At 67.3% G+C, this 16,575-nt stretch carries 18 protein-coding genes; 14 read left to right on the top strand and 4 right to left on the bottom strand.

Features of this window, described 5'->3' with window-relative positions; translation table 11 throughout:
* Positions 1–370: 370 nt before the first annotated feature.
* Positions 371–676: a hypothetical protein gene (locus ACHIRB_RS05415; RefSeq protein ID WP_395117413.1), complete on the bottom strand. Its 306-nt coding sequence runs from the start codon at positions 674–676 to the stop codon at positions 371–373.
* 395 nt (positions 677–1,071) lie between these two features.
* Between ACHIRB_RS05415 and ACHIRB_RS05420 the strand changes: the two genes are divergently transcribed.
* Positions 1,072–1,728: a TetR/AcrR family transcriptional regulator gene (locus ACHIRB_RS05420; protein ID WP_395117411.1), complete on the top strand. Its 657-nt coding sequence runs from the start codon at positions 1,072–1,074 to the stop codon at positions 1,726–1,728.
* A 6-nt stretch (positions 1,729–1,734) separates the two neighbouring features.
* Here ACHIRB_RS05420 and ACHIRB_RS05425 read toward each other — a convergent pair whose 3' ends face one another.
* The 3 genes from ACHIRB_RS05425 to ACHIRB_RS05435 are packed head-to-tail and all read right to left on the bottom strand — an operon-like array spanning position 1,735 to position 3,889.
* On the bottom strand, positions 1,735–2,886 hold the full coding sequence (locus ACHIRB_RS05425) for a serine hydrolase domain-containing protein (RefSeq protein WP_395117409.1): 1,152 nt from the start codon (positions 2,884–2,886) through the stop codon (positions 1,735–1,737).
* A 33-nt stretch (positions 2,887–2,919) separates the two neighbouring features.
* Positions 2,920–3,447, bottom strand: coding sequence for a hypothetical protein (locus tag ACHIRB_RS05430; RefSeq protein ID WP_395117407.1), 528 nt, complete (start codon positions 3,445–3,447; stop codon positions 2,920–2,922).
* 16 nt (positions 3,448–3,463) lie between these two features.
* The gene (locus ACHIRB_RS05435; RefSeq protein ID WP_395117405.1) at positions 3,464–3,889 is read right to left on the bottom strand and encodes a VOC family protein; all 426 of its coding nucleotides are present in this window, start codon (positions 3,887–3,889) and stop codon (positions 3,464–3,466) included.
* A gap of 233 nt (positions 3,890–4,122) precedes the next feature.
* On the opposite strand from ACHIRB_RS05435, the gene ACHIRB_RS05440 reads away from it, so the two are divergent.
* From ACHIRB_RS05440 to ACHIRB_RS05500, 13 genes are all read left to right on the top strand, one after another.
* Positions 4,123–4,593 carry a hypothetical protein gene (locus ACHIRB_RS05440; protein WP_395117403.1) on the top strand — a complete coding sequence of 157 codons (471 nt, stop codon included), beginning with the start codon at positions 4,123–4,125 and terminating at the stop codon, positions 4,591–4,593.
* Positions 4,594–4,619: 26 nt separating this feature from the next.
* Positions 4,620–5,288, top strand: coding sequence for a dihydrofolate reductase family protein (locus ACHIRB_RS05445; protein WP_395117401.1), 669 nt, complete (start codon positions 4,620–4,622; stop codon positions 5,286–5,288).
* Positions 5,285–5,944 (top strand): GNAT family N-acetyltransferase, encoded by a 660-nt coding sequence (locus tag ACHIRB_RS05450; RefSeq protein WP_395125661.1) that lies wholly within the window; start codon positions 5,285–5,287, stop codon positions 5,942–5,944. The genes ACHIRB_RS05445 and ACHIRB_RS05450 overlap by 4 nt, the downstream gene beginning before the upstream one ends.
* A 456-nt stretch (positions 5,945–6,400) precedes the next feature.
* Complete coding sequence (locus ACHIRB_RS05455) at positions 6,401–7,450, top strand: hypothetical protein (RefSeq protein WP_395125660.1); 1,050 nt, start codon at positions 6,401–6,403, stop codon at positions 7,448–7,450.
* 250 nt (positions 7,451–7,700) lie between these two features.
* The gene (locus ACHIRB_RS05460) at positions 7,701–8,522 is read left to right on the top strand and encodes a helix-turn-helix domain-containing protein (protein ID WP_395117395.1); all 822 of its coding nucleotides are present in this window, start codon (positions 7,701–7,703) and stop codon (positions 8,520–8,522) included.
* A gap of 253 nt (positions 8,523–8,775) precedes the next feature.
* Positions 8,776–9,888 carry an ArdC-like ssDNA-binding domain-containing protein gene (locus ACHIRB_RS05465; RefSeq protein ID WP_395117392.1) on the top strand — a complete coding sequence of 371 codons (1,113 nt, stop codon included), beginning with the start codon at positions 8,776–8,778 and terminating at the stop codon, positions 9,886–9,888.
* A complete protein-coding gene (locus tag ACHIRB_RS05470; RefSeq protein ID WP_395125659.1) occupies positions 9,888–10,844 on the top strand; it encodes a bifunctional DNA primase/polymerase in 957 nt (318 codons plus the stop codon). Before ACHIRB_RS05465 ends, ACHIRB_RS05470 begins: the two co-directional genes overlap by 1 nt.
* Positions 10,844–11,605, top strand: a complete 762-nt coding sequence (locus tag ACHIRB_RS05475; protein WP_395125658.1) for a DUF2637 domain-containing protein — start codon at positions 10,844–10,846, stop codon at positions 11,603–11,605. Before ACHIRB_RS05470 ends, ACHIRB_RS05475 begins: the two co-directional genes overlap by 1 nt.
* On the top strand, positions 11,602–12,000 hold the full coding sequence (locus ACHIRB_RS05480; protein WP_395127624.1) for a hypothetical protein: 399 nt from the start codon (positions 11,602–11,604) through the stop codon (positions 11,998–12,000). The genes ACHIRB_RS05475 and ACHIRB_RS05480 overlap by 4 nt, the downstream gene beginning before the upstream one ends.
* A gap of 6 nt (positions 12,001–12,006) precedes the next feature.
* On the top strand, positions 12,007–12,864 hold the full coding sequence (locus tag ACHIRB_RS05485) for a hypothetical protein (protein ID WP_395125656.1): 858 nt from the start codon (positions 12,007–12,009) through the stop codon (positions 12,862–12,864).
* 49 nt (positions 12,865–12,913) lie between these two features.
* Positions 12,914–13,954, top strand: a complete 1,041-nt coding sequence (locus ACHIRB_RS05490; RefSeq protein WP_395125655.1) for a ParB N-terminal domain-containing protein — start codon at positions 12,914–12,916, stop codon at positions 13,952–13,954.
* A 115-nt stretch (positions 13,955–14,069) separates the two neighbouring features.
* Positions 14,070–14,708 carry a hypothetical protein gene (locus ACHIRB_RS05495; RefSeq protein ID WP_395125654.1) on the top strand — a complete coding sequence of 213 codons (639 nt, stop codon included), beginning with the start codon at positions 14,070–14,072 and terminating at the stop codon, positions 14,706–14,708.
* A gap of 19 nt (positions 14,709–14,727) precedes the next feature.
* The gene (locus ACHIRB_RS05500) at positions 14,728–16,383 is read left to right on the top strand and encodes a M23 family metallopeptidase (protein WP_395125653.1); all 1,656 of its coding nucleotides are present in this window, start codon (positions 14,728–14,730) and stop codon (positions 16,381–16,383) included.
* Positions 16,384–16,575: the final 192 nt, after the last annotated feature.

A 16,575-nucleotide genomic window follows, 5' to 3' on the forward strand; every position in this document is an offset into this window, starting at 1 on the left:
CGTCGATCGGGACGACGGATGCCCCCGCCGTGGTCGTCATCCCGAGAGCGTCTCAACACTTCTAACCGATCTCCGAAGGATCAGCCGTTACACCACGAACAGGGACTTGACCCCGGGTCGGCATACGAGGAGAGGTCGTGCATGAAGTGGCTCCGCAGGCGTGGCGAACCCCGGATGCAGACACCGCTACTCGTGAACTTGGGAACTCGGTTGCGTCCGGCGCATCTGGGGAGCTGAACAAGCCGATCCAGGGGACGAGGCTGCACGGACTCTCGCTATGGGTCGCCTGCGACTTTGAGGAACCGAGGGCGCCGAAACCGCGTGAAGCGAACCCCGGACGTGGCCTCTCGGGATTCCGCTGTCGGCGGGGCTATGTGCTGGACTTGTCGGCGGGTAGTCGCTCGATGCGGGTCCAGCCCTTCCAGCCCCGCTCGTTTAGAAGTGCCATCAACCGCTCGACAGACGGATCGGACTCGGCAATGGCCGCGTCCAGCAGGTCAACGAGGCCGTTGTCGAACCCCTCCCCGTGTACGTTCAGACTTCCCGCCTTCGCCGCGTTAGTCAGCAGCCGGTCGAGACTGTCGGCGACCTCCACCATCTGCGAGTCGTCGGCCGACGAATCCCATGCTCCGCCGTTCTCTGGTGCGTCCTGGCGACAACTTGTTCGCGAGGTCAACGAAGAGATTACGTGCTGGAAGCTGCCGCGTACATCAATGGGCCGACCAGCCAGCCACCCATACTCGCCGCCAGCGGCGAGTGAGGCGGGCACGAGTCCCTGTCCAGCCGATCGGAGCCTTCCGACACTCTTGTCGACTACGGCATTTACGGCGGCGATCCGCAACTTCAGAACGCGATCTGAAGCCCTTGCAAGCGTCTTGGCGGCTTCTGTCTCGCTCAGAACCTCTACACTGTAGGGGAAACAGTGAACGCCCCGATGTTCGGACAGCCGGCCAGGGCGGGAAGGAAGCGATGGCGGACGAGCACCCCCTCCCTCCGATCGTTGCGCGGATGTGGGGGCGAGAGGAGGCCGCGCGGCACGGGCCACGCCCGAGCTTGGACACCGCAACGGTCGTGGAAACCGCGATCGCCCTTGCTGATGAGAAGGGCCTCGCCGGGGTGACGATGAGTGCCGTCGCCTCGAAACTCAAGGTTGCGGCGATGTCGCTTTACCGCTACGTCGGCAGCAAGGACGAATTACTCACGATGATGGCGGACGCTGCGGCACCGGTCCCGCCAGTGCAAGGTGAGCTCGGCTGGCGCGAGTACGTCGTCGTGTGGACCCGGGCTCAGCTCGACCATCTGCGCGGACGCCCGTGGACATTGGATATTCCGCGCACCGGGCCGCCTTCCGGCCCGAGTGAGCTTCGCTGGCTTGAGGCGATGCTCCGTGCGCTCGAAGCGACGGGATTGAGCGTGGGAGAGCGGTTTAACATCGCTATCGCGCTCTCTGGTTACGCGTTTGCGCAGGCCAAGCTGGTTCATGATCTTGCCACGCCTGCGCAGAGTGCATCGGAGGAGTTCGCAAGTAGCGCTGGGTACGCTGCCATGCTGAGCGCGGTGCTCGATGAGCGGGACTATCCGATCCTCACCTCGCTCGCTCGGGTTGATGACTTCGGTAGCTGGAAGGAGTGGGTCAGAGATCCCGATTTCGGTTTCGGGCTGAATCTTCTGTGTGCCGGCGTGGAATCCCTGATCGAGCGCTCCTCGGGCCCTCGCTCCGCCCCGTAGCCCTGCTCACGGAGCCGGTTTGTGCCCCTCGGTCCACGCGGCGAGGCACTTGGCCATCAGTGCGAACGGCGCGGCCTTGCTCCCGATCTGGTCAACGGTGCCTGCGAGGTGCAGGTCGACCTCGGGGCAGGAGAATAGCCAGCTCCCAGTTGCTCCGGAGTGTCCCACGAGCGTTCTCGCCGGAGCGCCGCCGGACATGAGTCGACCGACACGGAACGTCATCGTTCCCAGGCCGTAGGTGAGCATCGGGATGTTGCGCAGGCGGTTCGACCGCTCGGTGAGCAGAGCCGATGTCTCTTGCTCGTGGAACACCGACCCTGTGGAAAGGGCCTGCTGAAAGATCTGAAGGTCATTCGTGGTACTCATCAGGTCGTTACTGGATTCCAGCATGCCGGGCACCGTGACAGGCGCCCGCCCTGAGTACAGCTGCGTCGGGGGGGTCGGGGGCGACTCCGAGCGACCGTGTGCAACACGACGCGGAAGATGGGTCCGGGTGAGTCCCAGCGGTTCGACGATTCTCATCGTCACGAGCTCCGAGAAGGAACGGCCGGTCGCTGTCTCCAGGATGCGGATCAACATCTGGAACCCGGTGTCGGAGTAGCGTGCCTTCTGTCGGGCGGCTCGGAGGTCTTGCGGGGCGAAGTGCGGTCGCTGCAGATGTCGCGTCGTGTGCAGTACGTCGTCGAATGTCCACGCGGCGTCCTCGCCCCGGCGCAGCGCTCGGTCGAGGCTGCCTAGTCCGCGACGCTTCTCGAAGTGGTCGGGTAACCCCGAGGTATGACTTGCCAGGTGCCGCACTGTGATCTCTTGCGTCCGGTCGATGCCGCACCAGACGTGCAGTCCTCGGGGGTCGCCGGCGGGAAGGTAGCGGCCGATATGTCCGTCGAGGTCGAGTTCGCCGCGTTCATGTGCCTGTAGGACCAGTGCGATGATGAAGCGCTTCGTCACGCTGGCGATGAAGAACGGAGCGGCGGGGTCGAGCGGAGTGCGGGCGCACGCGGCCGACCAGCGATGCTTTCCACCGCTGTCCGTGAGGCCGATCAGAACGTGGTGGGAACGTCCGCGTTCGACGTGGCGTTCGATGATGGCAGTGAGGCGGGCGTCCAGTTGGGCGGGCACCGTGTTCTCGTGCGCTCGTCGTGTGATCGGCTGTGTCATCGATTCCGCTCCTCCGTCTCCATCCGCCGTGACCTAGCTCCGAGTCAGTTCGAGTTCGGAGAGGGGGACGATCGTTTCCTCGCTCTCAGCAATGTGATCCGGGATGCGGCCGTCATCGCCACGACAGTCTGACGGGAGCAGTTCTACGGGCGAATCGGCGCGGACTTCGATCGTGAAACAGACGCGGCCCGACAGCGCCTCGTAGCTGAGACCACCGCCGCCCTCGACCCTGGCAGTGGTCGTCATCGTCAAGCGCACCGTCTCCGCAGTTCGACCCATCGCCAACAGTGCCGACGGCTCGACCGGCCACGTTGCTTCCGAGCCGCCGGAGAGTGAGCGTGCATCGCCAATGACATCCGAGCCGGCGATGACGTCCTCCGGGTCTGCGATCACGTCTTCGCGGACGAGTTCGATCCCGTCCGTCACGCTCTCCACCCGGTAAGTCAGCTCTGCGACAAGATCCTTCTCCAACTGTGCGCTATCGGTCAGCGCACACCCGCACACACCGGATGCGGCCACGAGCGCCAAGAAAGCGGCAACCTTCCTTCGGGCGGTGGTCATTCGAGTTCGAGCTCCCTCACCAGCTCTCTTCCAGCGCCTGGTTGAGGGCTACCAGCGTGCCGTCGGGGGCTCGCATCGTCGCGAGACGAGCGCCGGGCACGTCAACGGCCCCGGTAGCGGAGTCGACGCCTGCAACCGGCGTCCCTTCCCCCTGTTCCTCCAGGGTGCCGCCGGCCACCTCGATCATCGTGACAGCGCCGGCAACTGTGAGCGCGCGATGAGCGTCTTCGATCTGATCACACGCCCAGAACACCACAGGCTCATCTCGCCACGGCGCTTTCGTCAGACCGACCGAGACATTGCCAGCCTCGAAACTGGCGAAGTCATCGGTCCGAAACGCGGGCCCGTGGCCCAACGCGACGGACCAGAACTTGATCGACGCGTCTAGATCGCGTGTCGGAAACACGATCGACTCGACACGGTTCAACGGTGAACCAGACATCAGATACCTCCTCAGTTCGGATGAGCGACTTCTTCAACTCGCCCATGAAATGTTTCTCAGCAGCCGCCTCGCCGTCAGGGAGACCGATGTAGCCGACGCCGATGAGACTCCACGACACGCGGGGCGGCCTAGGGTGAGCAGCCCTCTTGGCTTGATGAGTCTCCTCTTCCTTCACGCCATCAATAACTATGTGTAGTGTACACTGTAGCACGTACGGAAGGATGGGAGAAGTGATGCGGGTACTCGACCCCCTCAGAGCACTGCTCACCCTCGTTGTCGCTTACGTCGCAGTCTCGACACTGGGGTTCGGCATCTACCTGGGTGTCGCAGCCGTGATGGGGCAATCTCCCTGGGACGAGGTGGCCGTCCGAGACAACATCGCCTATCAGCGCGTCGCTGTGATCCTGCCGATCCTCAACCTCGCGGTCTGGACCTGCGCGGCACGCTGGTACTTCTCAGGGCGCCGCCTCCGCTATCCAGCCTGGCCCCTCGGCCTCGCCTGGCTCATCGTCGCCCTGCTCTTGGACTATCTCGCGTTCGTGGTGCCCACACACCCGCTCTCGCTCGATCACACGAGCTTCTACCTCGAACAGGGACCCTGGATCTACCTCACCTATCTCGCCGTCGCGGTCTCAGCCTTCCTGGGGCGATGGTGGGTGACAGCCGGTGCGCGGCATCGCGTTGATGCGGTTCCGGACCAATGAAAGAACCGAACGGAAGAGAACCCATCATGCGCAAGGTCATCGTCAACAACATCGTCTCGCTCGACGGCTACTTCGCCGACGCGTCGGGCAGCCCACTCGCTCTGGCGACGGATGCCGCGTTCGACCGGGCGAACCTTGAGAGCATCGCGTCCGCAGAGCTACTGCTGCTCGGGCGGGATTCCTTCGACGGATTCAGCGCCTACTGGCCGTACATCGCCGATGCCCCAGAGCCTGAGAATCCGCACGCGCCCGAGGCGCGCGACGTGGACGACACCAACCGGGAGATCAGCCGCCGCTTCAACGGGCTGCCCAAGGTCGTCGTCAGCGACCGGGGCCCGATCCCGACTGACAACCCCTGGGCCAAGACTACGACCGTCATCCGCCGAGCCGATGTCGCCGCTTGGCTCGCAAAGGCGACCGCCGAAGGGGACGGAAACATTGTCGTATTCGCCAGCCACATCGTTTGGAACCCGCTCCTCGCCCAAGGACTCGTGGACGAACTGCACCTCATGGTCAGTCCGGTTGCGCTTGGCAGTGGCATCCCGCTCTTCATCGAGTCCACGCGCCTGGAACTGCTCGAAGTACGCCGCTTCGACAACTCGTCAAACATTCAGCTCTGCTACCACCCCACCCGCTTGAGCGACATGAGGGACGATTTGGGTCGCCAACGCGAAGACCAAGGAGCAACGACATGACTGAGACAGTCGTCCGCAGTTTTCGGCACGATGACCGGGTTCCGCTACGTCAACTATTCGATCGCGCGGGCGCAGACTCCCCGGTCGATCAGCTCTGGGGACACCGCGACTCCGAGGCGGCGGTCTATCTCGATCCCTACATGGACACCGAGCCCGAGTCGCTGCTCGTTGCGCATGGGGATGGCCGACTCGTCGGCTACCTCACCGGATGCGTGGACAGTTCCCGGTTCCCCACCGAGAGCGAGCGAATTGATCGTGCGATCAAGGAACACCGACTGATGCGTCGGCCCAGTGTCCTGAGGTTCTTCCTGCGCAGCCTGCGTGACCTTGCCCTCGCCAGGCTGCGGCACGAGGAATCGATGGGAGATGGGTTCACAGACCCGCGCTGGCCCGCTCATCTGCACATCGCCGTCCTCGCAGAGTTCCGCGGCACAGGCGTGGCCGAACAACTCATGACCCACTGGCTCACCCGACTCGACGAGGCAAGAGTTCCAGGTTGCCACCTGCAAACGACCGTCGACAATCCCCGGGCAATCCGCTTCTTCGCGCGCATGGGATTCACCAGACATGGTGCGACGCCAGCCATCCCCGGCGTCAGATACAACGGACATCGACAGCACCTGCAGACCATGGTGCTCTCCCTCCCCGGGACCTAGCCGGGAAGCACCAACTGGGACCAATCGGTTGTCCTGCACGCTAGCGTGTCTCCGCGAGTTCGCGCCTCGGCGATGACCGGATGCAATGAAGCACGGGTATCGGCGTTGGTCACTTCGTTCAGGTCAGATAGGGCCGAAGCAGTTGATCGAACCGCATCTTCATGGAGTCGACAGTGCCCCGTCCGCGTCGAAGCTCGCTCAACCTGCCTCGGAACTGGGCTACGTCACTGTACATGCTACAGTGTAGTCTGTCCAGTGACGTAGCGTTCACGAGAGGAGAGGGATGGTGCCGCAGGTAGTCACCAGCGATGTCGGCGACCACGTCCTCAGCGATTCTCGTGGTCGGATCAGCCATGCGCGCCAGGCAGGCTCAATGCGTGGAGGCGGTTGGGGCCGTCAGCATGCGCAGCCGGCCCTACTGTCGGCTTGTCGGCACCGACACGTCTCGGCAGTATCATGAACCTCCGCGGGACAGTCGGTCACGCACTATTGGCCCATCGTCCCCTCCAGTTCGCCGCCTTCGGCTCGCTGGCGATCGCGGGTATCGCGCTGATCGGGGTGTTCCTCGATCCGCGGGAACTCGTGAACGCCCCGATCTGGCTCAAGTCCTTCAAGTTCGGCATCTCCATAGCGATCTACACCACGACGCTCGCCGTGCTCCTCCCGCACGTGACCCGGGCACGCCGAACAGCACGGGGGCTGTGCACCATCATCGCGGCAGGAATCTTCCTCGAACTGGCGCTGATAACGTTCCAGATCGTCCGAGGCACACTGAGCCACTTCAACTTCCAAACCGTCTTCGACACTGCTGTCACCGCTTCAATGGGCATCATCATCGTCATCGTCTGGCTGTCGAACATCGTGCTCGCCGTCTTCGTGCTCGCATCGCGAGGCGGCGATCAGGCGCTGAGAATCGCCGTGGGATGGGGCCTGGTCATCGGCCTGGTAGGAATGGGCCTCGCATTCACGATGACCGCCGAAGAGGCCGGACTGATTGAGAACCCGACCGAGACGATCATGGGGGCACACTCGGTGGGCATCGCCGACGGCGGACCCGGCTTGCCGATCACCGGATGGAGCACGGTCGCAGGCGATCTTCGCGTGCCGCACTTCGTCGGTCTCCACGCCATGCAGGTGGTACCACTGATCGCCTTCGCTATCGCGTGGCTTTCACGCCGTAGCCCCGCGATCGTCTCCGAAGGCGCGCGGGTGCCGCTTTCTCATATCGCCGGTGTCGCCTACAGCGGTCTCGTCGTGCTCAGCTTCTGGCAGGCCGCCCGCGGACAGTCGATCGTGCAACCCGACGCGATGACGCTCTCCGCCGCGGGTGCGCTCGTCGCGGGTACCACGATCGCCGCGATCGTGACTCTGGTGTTGGGTGCTCGGCGCCGGCCACCGCCGACTAGCGATCGATCGCTCGCAGCCTCCCCGGCACCAGCTCACTCCCAAGCAGAGGCGCGGCATCCTAGGCGCACCGACACGGCAAGGGGCCCGGAGAAGGAATGACGCGACGTCCAGCCTCGATGCGACGGCATTCATCGTCACCCCCCGGCGAGCCTTTTCTCGTCGGCGAGGGGTGCGGCCGCCCCGCGGACGATTCTCGGCTTGTTCCGGGGCGTCCGGAGACCGGTGTGCACGCCATTCCATAATGCCGCAAATTGGGGCTGCTGATGTCGTTGAGGCCCACGATTATCAGCCGATCCTGGCGCGGACTCGGACGGTTCACCGTCCGGTTGGGCCGGTGGCGTATGACTGCGTGAAGCTCATCTTCGTACGCTCCGGTTCGGCGATCCTGTTCAGTGAGTTCGGGCAGAAGCCGGCCACATCGGGTGATGTAGTGCTGCTGAGCGCGAACACCTTGTGTGGCAGTGAACCCGAGGGCCACATCACCGTCACGACGATCTATTTGGACACCGACTATGTGATCGATCAGGTGTTCTGGCAGCATGCCGGGCTGTTGCAGGATCGGCTCGACGCGCAGGGATTCGCCGAGCGAGTGTACTCCGAGCCGGCTCAGATTCTCCGGCTGGGTGAGAAACGCGCAGGGATGTTGATGCCGTGGCTGGATGAGCTGGTGGAGCGGAGCATTGACGGTGGCTTCGCCCGGAACTTCTACCGGATGCAGGCGCTGTGGTTCAACGTCGCCCACGTAGTCGCGCCGTTCGTCAACGTCTCCCCGGTGCGGATATCGGCGTCGCAGCGTGCGCATATCCGGCCCACGCTGCCGCGGCATCGGCAGTTCGCGCCGTTGCGCGCCGAGGCTCGCCGGGCCGCCGAGCTGCTGCATCAGGCACCCGCGAAGCAGTGGACTCTCCACCTTCTGGCCGCGAGGGTGCATCTGTCGCCGTCGCAGCTCAGCCGGGTGTTCACCGATGCCTACGGCAAGACGCCCCTGGCGTATCTGACCATGCTCCGCGCCGAGAACCTTGCCAAGTCTCTGCGGGAGACCGATCTGTCGATCGAGACGGCGATGCGGGAGGTCGGCTGGCGCAGCCGCGGACACGCAGCCCAGCAGTTCCGCAAGTACGTCGGACTCACCCCCACCCGGTACCGGCAGTTGACCCTGCGCGCGAGCTGAACGCCGCTCCCGATCTGAGCATCACGAGCGGGATATCGGGAGCATCCCGGCACCGAACCCCACGGATCACGAGATTCCCGGTAGGCCGGTATGTCATACGTCAGGCGCGCCACGCGAGTTCTCCTGACGGCCAACCTACCGACCTCGTAGTCCGCTGACCGTCTCGACACACCTGCTGGTTCTCCTGGCGCACCTCGTTGGTGCACCGCCACCTTCTCCTGGGCGCGGTCGATGCCGGGAGGAGGCCAGAGCAATGGCGACGAGGCAGGAAGCCCGCGAGGCACGCGAGGCGAAGCTCGACGAGCTGCACGAGAAGCTGACCGGCGCCGTGGAACAACTCGTGTCCGGCCCAGATTGGACGCGGGCGCTGGCGTTCGCGGCGCGGTTCCGTTCAAGGAGCTTCAACAACACGCTGCTGGTCTGGGTGCAGCACCAGAACGCTTACGAGCAGGGCCGCGTGCCGGAGCCGTACCCGTCGTACGTGGCCGGCTACAAGCAGTGGCAACAGCTCGGCCGACAGGTGGAGAAGGGTCAACCCGGCTACCAGATTCTCGCGCCCGTGACCGGCCGGTTCGCCTCGGCCAACCCCGCGGACGCGGAGTCGTGGCGCCGTCTCAGCAAGGGCGAGAAGCCCCGGCCGGGTGAGGTGGTGCGCTCCAAGATGGTCGGCGTCCGCCCGGCGTATGTGTGGGACGCATCGCAGACCACCGGCGACCCGATCCCCGAACCCCCGGCACCGCGACTGCTGGAAGGCGAAGCGCCCGCCGGGTTGTGGGACGGCCTGGCGGTGCAGGTGGAGGCGGCCGGATTCGCGGTGCTGCGGGTGCCCCACGAGGGGATGATCCACGGCGCGAACGGGACGACTGACTACACCGCGAACACGGTCGCGGTGCGGGAGAACATGGACCCCGCGGCGCAGGTCAAGACCCTCGCTCACGAACTCGGCCACGTCCTCCTCCACGGCCCCGACGCAGAGGAGGCCCGACAGCATCGCGGCATCGGCGAGGTCGAAGCCGAGTCGGTGGCGTTGATGGTCGGCGCTGCCCACGGAATGGACACCTCCGGGTACACGATCCCGTACGTCTCGACCTGGGCAGCCCGCGTCGACGGGAAAGAGCTGGTCGAGGTGGTTAAGGCGACCGGGGAGCGGGTCCGCAAGACCGCCCTGGCGATCCTGGACCAGCTCGACACCGCACAGGTCGGCGACGGCACCCCACCGGGAATGGACCGGGACGCGGCCCACCGCGAGACACCCGCACATGGGCGACCGGCAGCGGAGCCGACTGCTCCGCGGCGGGTGGCGTCGTTGCCTGAGCCAGGTGCGCGCCCCGTCCCGGCGCCGGCGTTCGAGGGGCGGGGGCTGTGATGGCCGAGCACGGCGCGGTCTCCTCAGCGCTGCTCCGGATGAGCGGGGCATGGCCGTTGTCGGCGGCCGCGCGGGAGTTCGCCGCCGCGGGGGTGCGGGTCTTCCCCTGTGTGGCGTTTGGGAAGCGGCCGGCCACCGGACACGGCTTCCACGACGCCACCACGGACCTGGATCAGATCGAGGCGTGGTGGCGGCAGTCGCCGGGGGCGAACATCGGTGTCCCGACCGGCGCAGCCTCGGGCGCGGTCGTCGTCGATGTGGATGTCCACGGTCCGGTCGATGGCCGTGCCGGGTTCGGCCGCGCCGCTCGTGCCGGGCTGGTGGACGGGTGGGAGCTGCTGGTGCGCACCCCTACCGGCGGGATGCACGCCTACTACCCGGCGACCCCCGGGACGGAGCAGCGGTCGTGGCAGGCCGGGCCGGCTGGGATCGACTTCCGCGGCGACGGCGGTTACATCGTCGTCCCGCCCTCGACCCGCGCGATCCAGGGCGCCACGGTCGGGTACCAGGTCGAACAGGTCAACACCGGCCCCGCCAGCACCCTGGACGCTCAGCGGCTGCGAGACTTCCTCGACCCCCGCCCCGCACCGAGCCGTCCTGCGTCTGGCGGTGTGGACCGGGATGTCGATGTGTGCCGGCTGGCGGCGTGGGTCGCTGCCCGTGGCGAAGGTGAACGGAACCGCGGCCTGTTCTGGGCGGCGTGCCGACTCGCGGAAGATGGGCTCCCCGCCTCGGATGCGCTGGATGTGCTGACCGCTGCCGCCGGTCACGCCGGGCTCGGAGACCGCGAAATCGCCACCACGGTCCGCTCTGCCTACCGCACCGTCCACCCGGCCACGGCGCGGCGCGGAGCGTCGTCACCGGTGCGGGGTTATTCGCCGCTGGCCTCAGACAGCTGGTTCAACCGCGATCCCGCTCGCCCGTCAGCCGGGCCGTCGAAGGTGCGGGGGCTGTGATGACCACCCCGATCGCGAGCAGGGCGGCGGGTCGCCGGTGGGCGGTGGTGACGGCGGTGTCGGGGACGGTGTTCATCGCCGCCGGCGCGTTCTGGCTGTCCTTCACCGCGCTGGCCGACCTCGCGGCCCGAAGCGGTGTCGGTGCGGGGCAAGCGTGGGCGTGGCCGCTGATCGTGGACGGCATCATCGTCGTCGCCACGGTCGCCGTCGTCGCCCTCGCCGGTCAGAAGACAGCGTGGTACCCGTGGGCGCTGCTGATCGGCGGCGCCGCGGTCTCGGTGACCGCCAACGCCATCCACGCCGTGGTCGCCGCCGACGCCGACGTGCCCGACGTGCTCGCCGCATCGGTGGCGGCGGTGCCGCCGGTCGTGCTGCTGGCGATCACCCACCTGACCGTCATCCTCACCCGCCCCACACCCGACACCACCGGTCTCGATGAGACTTCACCCAGCCTCGCGGCCTCGAACCATGCGGTCCTCGGCGCACCGTCGCCGTCACAGCCGCGAGAGCTGACTGCACCGCGCACCGAGGGCGAGCCGGCCCATGAGGCGGGCAGGAACGTGCCCGACATGTCTACGTCCGCGCCGGCACTGGAGCGCAGGGGCCGGGCCGCTGAGCTGCGGGATGGGGGCTGGTCGGACCGGCGCATCGCCCGCGAACTCGGAGTGCATCCGTCCACGGTCGGGCGCTGGTTCACCGCTGCGCACCTTCCTGACATGAGAACCCCTGAGATGACCGATGGTGAGGAGGCAACCCGATGAACGGGAACCCACACGCACAGCACGAACGGCGACGGCTGACCCCCGAGCCAGTGGACGAGCGACCGGAGATGGTCGAGAAGACCGGCACGCCAGACGCGGTGGAAGCCACCCACGTCCGCCGCGACGGCGACCAGGGCACCCCCGCACATGAGAGGCGGGCGCGGGGTGTGGAGTGGGTGCGGCCCACCGACCTGATCGCTCGGCACGGCGCGACGCTGTCGGGGCGGGGTATCGACTTCGAGGCCGAGCTGGCCCGTCGCGCCCGCGCCCCGATCGCGAACCGGGTGCACGACCTCGCCGACCGGGCGCACCGGCTGCCGCCGCTGTCCGCCTTCGGCCGCAGCGGTGCTACTCCCTCGGGTCCGGTGCGCTCGGGTGTCGGGATGAACAGGTGACCGGCCATGACCCCCACGACGCACCACGGACACCACGACGAGACCGACTTCACCACGGGTGAGGGTCTGCGTGCCCTGCTGACCCGGCTGTACGAGGCGGGCGAGGGCGCCTGGGCCTCCGATCCCGTGGCGCGGGAGCTGATGGCCTATGCCGCGGAGAAGTACACGCCGCTGGCGCGCAAGCACGGCCTGGACCCGTGGGAGGCCGCGTCGGCGGCGTTTGACGCGATGCAGTACGACTCCACCCGGCGCGCGGACGATCCGTGGGCGATGGTCACTCACGGGGTGCGGATCACCTGCATCTTTGAGGAACGTGCCCAAGGACTGCTCTGCTCGGTCCACCAAGCCCGCCGCCCGCACGTGTCCGCGTTCCACGATCCCGAAAGGTTCGGCGATCGCGACAACCCGCTGACGGACTATCACCCGGCGTTCCACGTCACCGACCCCAGCTCCGCAGACGCCGAGACGGACACCAGCGCCGATGCGGGCAACGGTGGCTCCAGCGGTTCGGATCAGGCGTGCATGTCCGCTGAGTCGGCGAGTGAGGACGCGATCGGCCTGTTGTGCCTGCTGGGCTGGGCACCGGAGACCGCTCGCGCGTCGGTGGAGCATGTCTGCGGGGCCCTGATGCGGGCCGGCACCCGGCAGTCCGCCTATGAGAGCCTGCGGCGAGACCGGCACGCCCGCGCCCTGCTCGACCTGCCCCGCGCCTCGTGGACCGTGCTGCTGCGCGCGCTGCTCGGCAGCCCGCACCCGGCGTATGCGGCTACGAGTGCGGGGAAGGGCGTGCTGTTGCGGCTGCTGATCGGTGAGACCTTGCCGTGTTGCTGCGCGATGACGACCTGGTGCTCTCGCTGTCTCTAGCCGCTACCGCCCACCACAGCCGGAACCGCGACCGTGGCGGGGGTGGGGTGTGAGTGAGGGGCAGGCCGGCGGGGTCCAGCTCGACCGGGTGGTGGACTCCATCATCGTCGGTGCACGGCACCGTGCCGATCTGGGCGACATTGACGCTCTGGCCGCCTCCATCGACCGCGAGGGGCTGCTGCAACCGCTGACGGTCACCATCGACGGGGTCCTGGTGTGCGGGGCACGGCGGTTGGCGGCGATCAAACAGCTCCGCTGGCGCACCGTCAGCGTATGGGTCCGCTCCGGTCTGTCGGATCGTCTCGGGCAACTGCTGGGCGAGCAGGACGACAACGCCCTGCACAAGCCGCTGACCCAGCTCGAAGCCGCCACCCTGTACCGAGAGCTGAAACAGGAGATGTCCGCCGACGCGGCCCGCCGGCAGGCCGCGACCCGATTCACCAGCGACCATCAGCCCGGAAGCGACGGTGGTGGACAATGTCCACCACCGTCCGCCGGGCAGCTCGGCAAGACCCGCGAGCAGGCTGCCGCCATGATTCCCGGTAGCGCCTCCTACAAGACCTTCGAGCGGATCGGCTACCTCGAACGCATCGTTGCCGACGCTGCCCAACCCGAACCCCTCCGCGCGCAGGCCGCCGCGGGTCTGGCGCAGATCGAGCGCGGCGCCCCGGTGCATCCCATCTTCCAGGCCGTTCGCGACGCGGCGAGTGCTGCGCAGGATGTGCGGGAGGCCGACCTGCATCAGATGGCCGACGAGGCCGTTGCCCGCGCCACCGCCGCCAAGAAGCAGAAGGGCAAGACGCCGGCGCACCGACCAGTGCCGCTGGTGGGCGTCGATGGGGAGCCGGTGCGGTATCCGGTGCGGGCGTTCATCCATACCTGGGGCGAGCTGACCGAGTGGTGGACCCACTACGCCCCAGACCAGCTCGCCGCCGAGCTGACCGACGAGCAGATCGCGGGCTTCCTGAACACCGCTGAGGGCACGAGCCGGTTCGCCGATGAGCTGCGCGCCGCCCGCGACCACCAAGCCTCCGACGATCAGCCGGCCGACGAGCCGCCCACAGATCGTGCACACCTGCGCGCCCTCTGACGCTGCGCTGTCTGAACGCAAAGGCAGGACTGGCGCACCTGCCGGGTATGAAGACCCATTCGCCGCCTCTGATCCTCGTTCCCGTCACCGGCTCATCGCCCTCATCGCCGCTCTCGTGGCGATCGTGGTGCTCGCCGGGATCGGGGTGTACGGCCTGCTGGCCGGGCCACCGAAGACCGACCCCTCGGATGGGAACAGCGGGACGCGGCCGGGGCCGGTGGTCACCTCGCCCGGCGAACCTGCACCGACCGGAACACCGACTCTGCCTGCACTACCGGAGGTCGAGGCGTCGGATGACCCGGAAACCTTCGCCGGCAACGTCGCCACGGCGTTGTTCGCCTGGGACACGGCCTCGGGGTTGATGCCGCTGGACTACAGCGCGGTGGTCCTCGCCGTGGGTGACCCGTCAGGTGCGGAGCAGGCCGGCCTCGCCTTCGATGTCGCCGCCTACCTCCCGTCGCGGGACGCGTGGCTGGAGCTTCGGCGGTACGCCACCGCCCAGCACCTCACCATCGAGCACGCCTACGTCCCCGAGGCATGGGACACGGCAGTGGAGCAGGCCCAGCCCGGCCAGCTCGCTCCCGGCACCGTCGCCTACACGATCGAGGGCACCCGCCACCGCACCGGGACCTGGAACGACGAACAGGTGACGTCCGAGCATGCGGTGGCGTTCACGGTGTTCATCGTCTGCGGCCCGACGTATGACACCTGCCATCTGCTGCGGCTGTCCCAGCTCGACAACCCCCTCCGATAGCCGCCAGGGGTGATCGCTCGTGTTCAAGAAGGTCGCCGTCGCCGCTCTGGTCCTGGTGTTCTTCGGACCCGCCTTGGCGCTGCTGTCGGTCGGGGTGCTGATGAACCCCGCCGCCACCGCGACCGCCACCTGCACCGTCGACGGCGGTGTCACGGTCGGGGACGTCCCCGACTCGCTCACCGTGACGACGGCGAACGGTGAGACGTTCACCCTCAATCGGACCCAGCTCACCCATGCCGCGACGATCATCGAGTCCGGCTCTGGCATCGACGGAGTGACCCGCGACGGGCTGGTGATCGCGCTGATGGCCGCGCTCACCGAATCCACCCTGCGGATGCTGTCCAACACCAGCGCCTATCCCGAGTCGGCGAACTACCCCAACGACGGCGACGGCTCGGACAACGACTCCCTTGGCCTGTTCCAGATGCGGCCACAGTCCGGGTGGGGAACCGTCGCCGAGCTGATGGACCCCGTCTACCAGGCGCAGGCGTTCTTCGGCGGACCCACCGGCCCGAACCATCCCTCGCCGCGGGGCCTATTGGACATTCCCGGCTGGGAGCAGATGGACAAGGGCGAGGCCGCCCAAGCCGTCGAAGTGTCCGCCTACCCCGACCGGTACCGCAACTACGAGCCCGTCGCCGAAACCATCCTCACCACGCTCACCACCACAGCCGGCACTGGCGACGGCGCGGTCGTTCCGGTCGGGCAACCCGCCGGGCCGGAGTCGTCGCGAGTGGTGTTCCCGGTCCCGGAGGGCACGTGGGTCCTCACCTCCGAGTACGGGCCGCGCATCCACCCCATCACGGGCGAGCAGAGCTTTCATACCGGGACCGACTTCGCCGCCCCCGACGGCACCCCTCTGTTGGCCGCCGCGGACGGGACGGTGACGGTCGCGGAGTTCTCCGGCGGCTACGGCGGGCTCATCGTCATCGAGCACACCATCGACGGGCAGACGGTCGCGACGGCATACGCGCACATGTGGGAGCACGGCATCCACGTCCAATCCGGCGACCAGGTGACCGCCGGGCAGCACATCGGCGACATCGGCAGCTCGGGCAACAGCACCGGACCGCACTTGCATTTCGAGGTCCGCATCGGCGGCACCGATGGCGAGCACACCGACCCCGCCGCCTGGCTCAACTCCCATGACGCCGCGGACCTGCCCGAACCCGAGACCGGCCCCGGACGCCCAGGCGAGGAGTGCGACCCGGACACCGGCGCCCCCGGACCGGGCGGGGCGCCGGAACCGTTCGAGGGCGACCCGAACCAGATGGTCGACGACCCCACATCGAATGGGCAGATCACCGCCCGGATGCTGCACCTGTATCAGCAGACCATCGCCGCGTTCCCCGACACGAGCTGGTCCTGCTACTCACCCCGCCCCGGCACCGTCTCCGAACACCCCCTCGGCCGAGCGTGCGACGGGACGTTCGGCAACGCGATCGGCCAGCGGCCCACTCCGGCACCGCGCGAGCTCGGCTGGCAGGTCACCAACTGGATGAAGAACCACGCCGAAGCCCTCGGTGTGGAGTACCTGATCTGGGACGGTCGCATCTGGTCGGTAGCCCGCGACGCTGAGGGCTGGCGCCCCTACAACGGCGGCGGCATGCACGACCCCGACGATGTGACCGGCGGCCACTACGACCACCTCCACGTCACCGTGTCTCAGAACTAGCAATTGTTCGCTTACATCTGATGCACGAATCATGCATCAGATGTAAGCACCGGATCGACCACCGCGGCCGTTGAGGCGGTCCCGGCGATCCAAGTGATCGCCCTGGTCAGGCGTCGTTCCACAGGATCAGGCGGGCCGTGCCGGAGCGGCTGGGCCGGCGGGTCGCACCTACCGGCATGAGGGCTATTGCGT

This window comes from Antrihabitans spumae (assembly GCF_043944905.1).
GTDB lineage: Bacteria > Actinomycetota > Actinomycetes > Mycobacteriales > Mycobacteriaceae > Antrihabitans > Antrihabitans spumae.

What these genes read in the sequence shown, in the direction of transcription:
- ACHIRB_RS05470 (WP_395125659.1), top strand. Translation starts at nt 9,888, where the DNA reads ATGGCCGAGCACGGCGCGGTCTCCTCAGCGCTGCTCCGGATGAGCGGG.
- ACHIRB_RS05425 (WP_395117409.1), bottom strand. Translation starts at nt 2,886, where the DNA reads ATGACACAGCCGATCACACGACGAGCGCACGAGAACACGGTGCCCGCC.
- ACHIRB_RS05435 (WP_395117405.1), bottom strand. Translation starts at nt 3,889, where the DNA reads ATGTCTGGTTCACCGTTGAACCGTGTCGAGTCGATCGTGTTTCCGACA.
- ACHIRB_RS05445 (WP_395117401.1), top strand. Translation starts at nt 4,620, where the DNA reads ATGCGCAAGGTCATCGTCAACAACATCGTCTCGCTCGACGGCTACTTC.
- ACHIRB_RS05440 (WP_395117403.1), top strand. Translation starts at nt 4,123, where the DNA reads ATGCGGGTACTCGACCCCCTCAGAGCACTGCTCACCCTCGTTGTCGCT.
- ACHIRB_RS05455 (WP_395125660.1), top strand. Translation starts at nt 6,401, where the DNA reads ATGAACCTCCGCGGGACAGTCGGTCACGCACTATTGGCCCATCGTCCC.
- ACHIRB_RS05475 (WP_395125658.1), top strand. Translation starts at nt 10,844, where the DNA reads ATGACCACCCCGATCGCGAGCAGGGCGGCGGGTCGCCGGTGGGCGGTG.
- ACHIRB_RS05465 (WP_395117392.1), top strand. Translation starts at nt 8,776, where the DNA reads ATGGCGACGAGGCAGGAAGCCCGCGAGGCACGCGAGGCGAAGCTCGAC.
- ACHIRB_RS05485 (WP_395125656.1), top strand. Translation starts at nt 12,007, where the DNA reads ATGACCCCCACGACGCACCACGGACACCACGACGAGACCGACTTCACC.
- ACHIRB_RS05480 (WP_395127624.1), top strand. Translation starts at nt 11,602, where the DNA reads ATGAACGGGAACCCACACGCACAGCACGAACGGCGACGGCTGACCCCC.
- ACHIRB_RS05430 (WP_395117407.1), bottom strand. Translation starts at nt 3,447, where the DNA reads ATGACCACCGCCCGAAGGAAGGTTGCCGCTTTCTTGGCGCTCGTGGCC.
- ACHIRB_RS05450 (WP_395125661.1), top strand. Translation starts at nt 5,285, where the DNA reads ATGACTGAGACAGTCGTCCGCAGTTTTCGGCACGATGACCGGGTTCCG.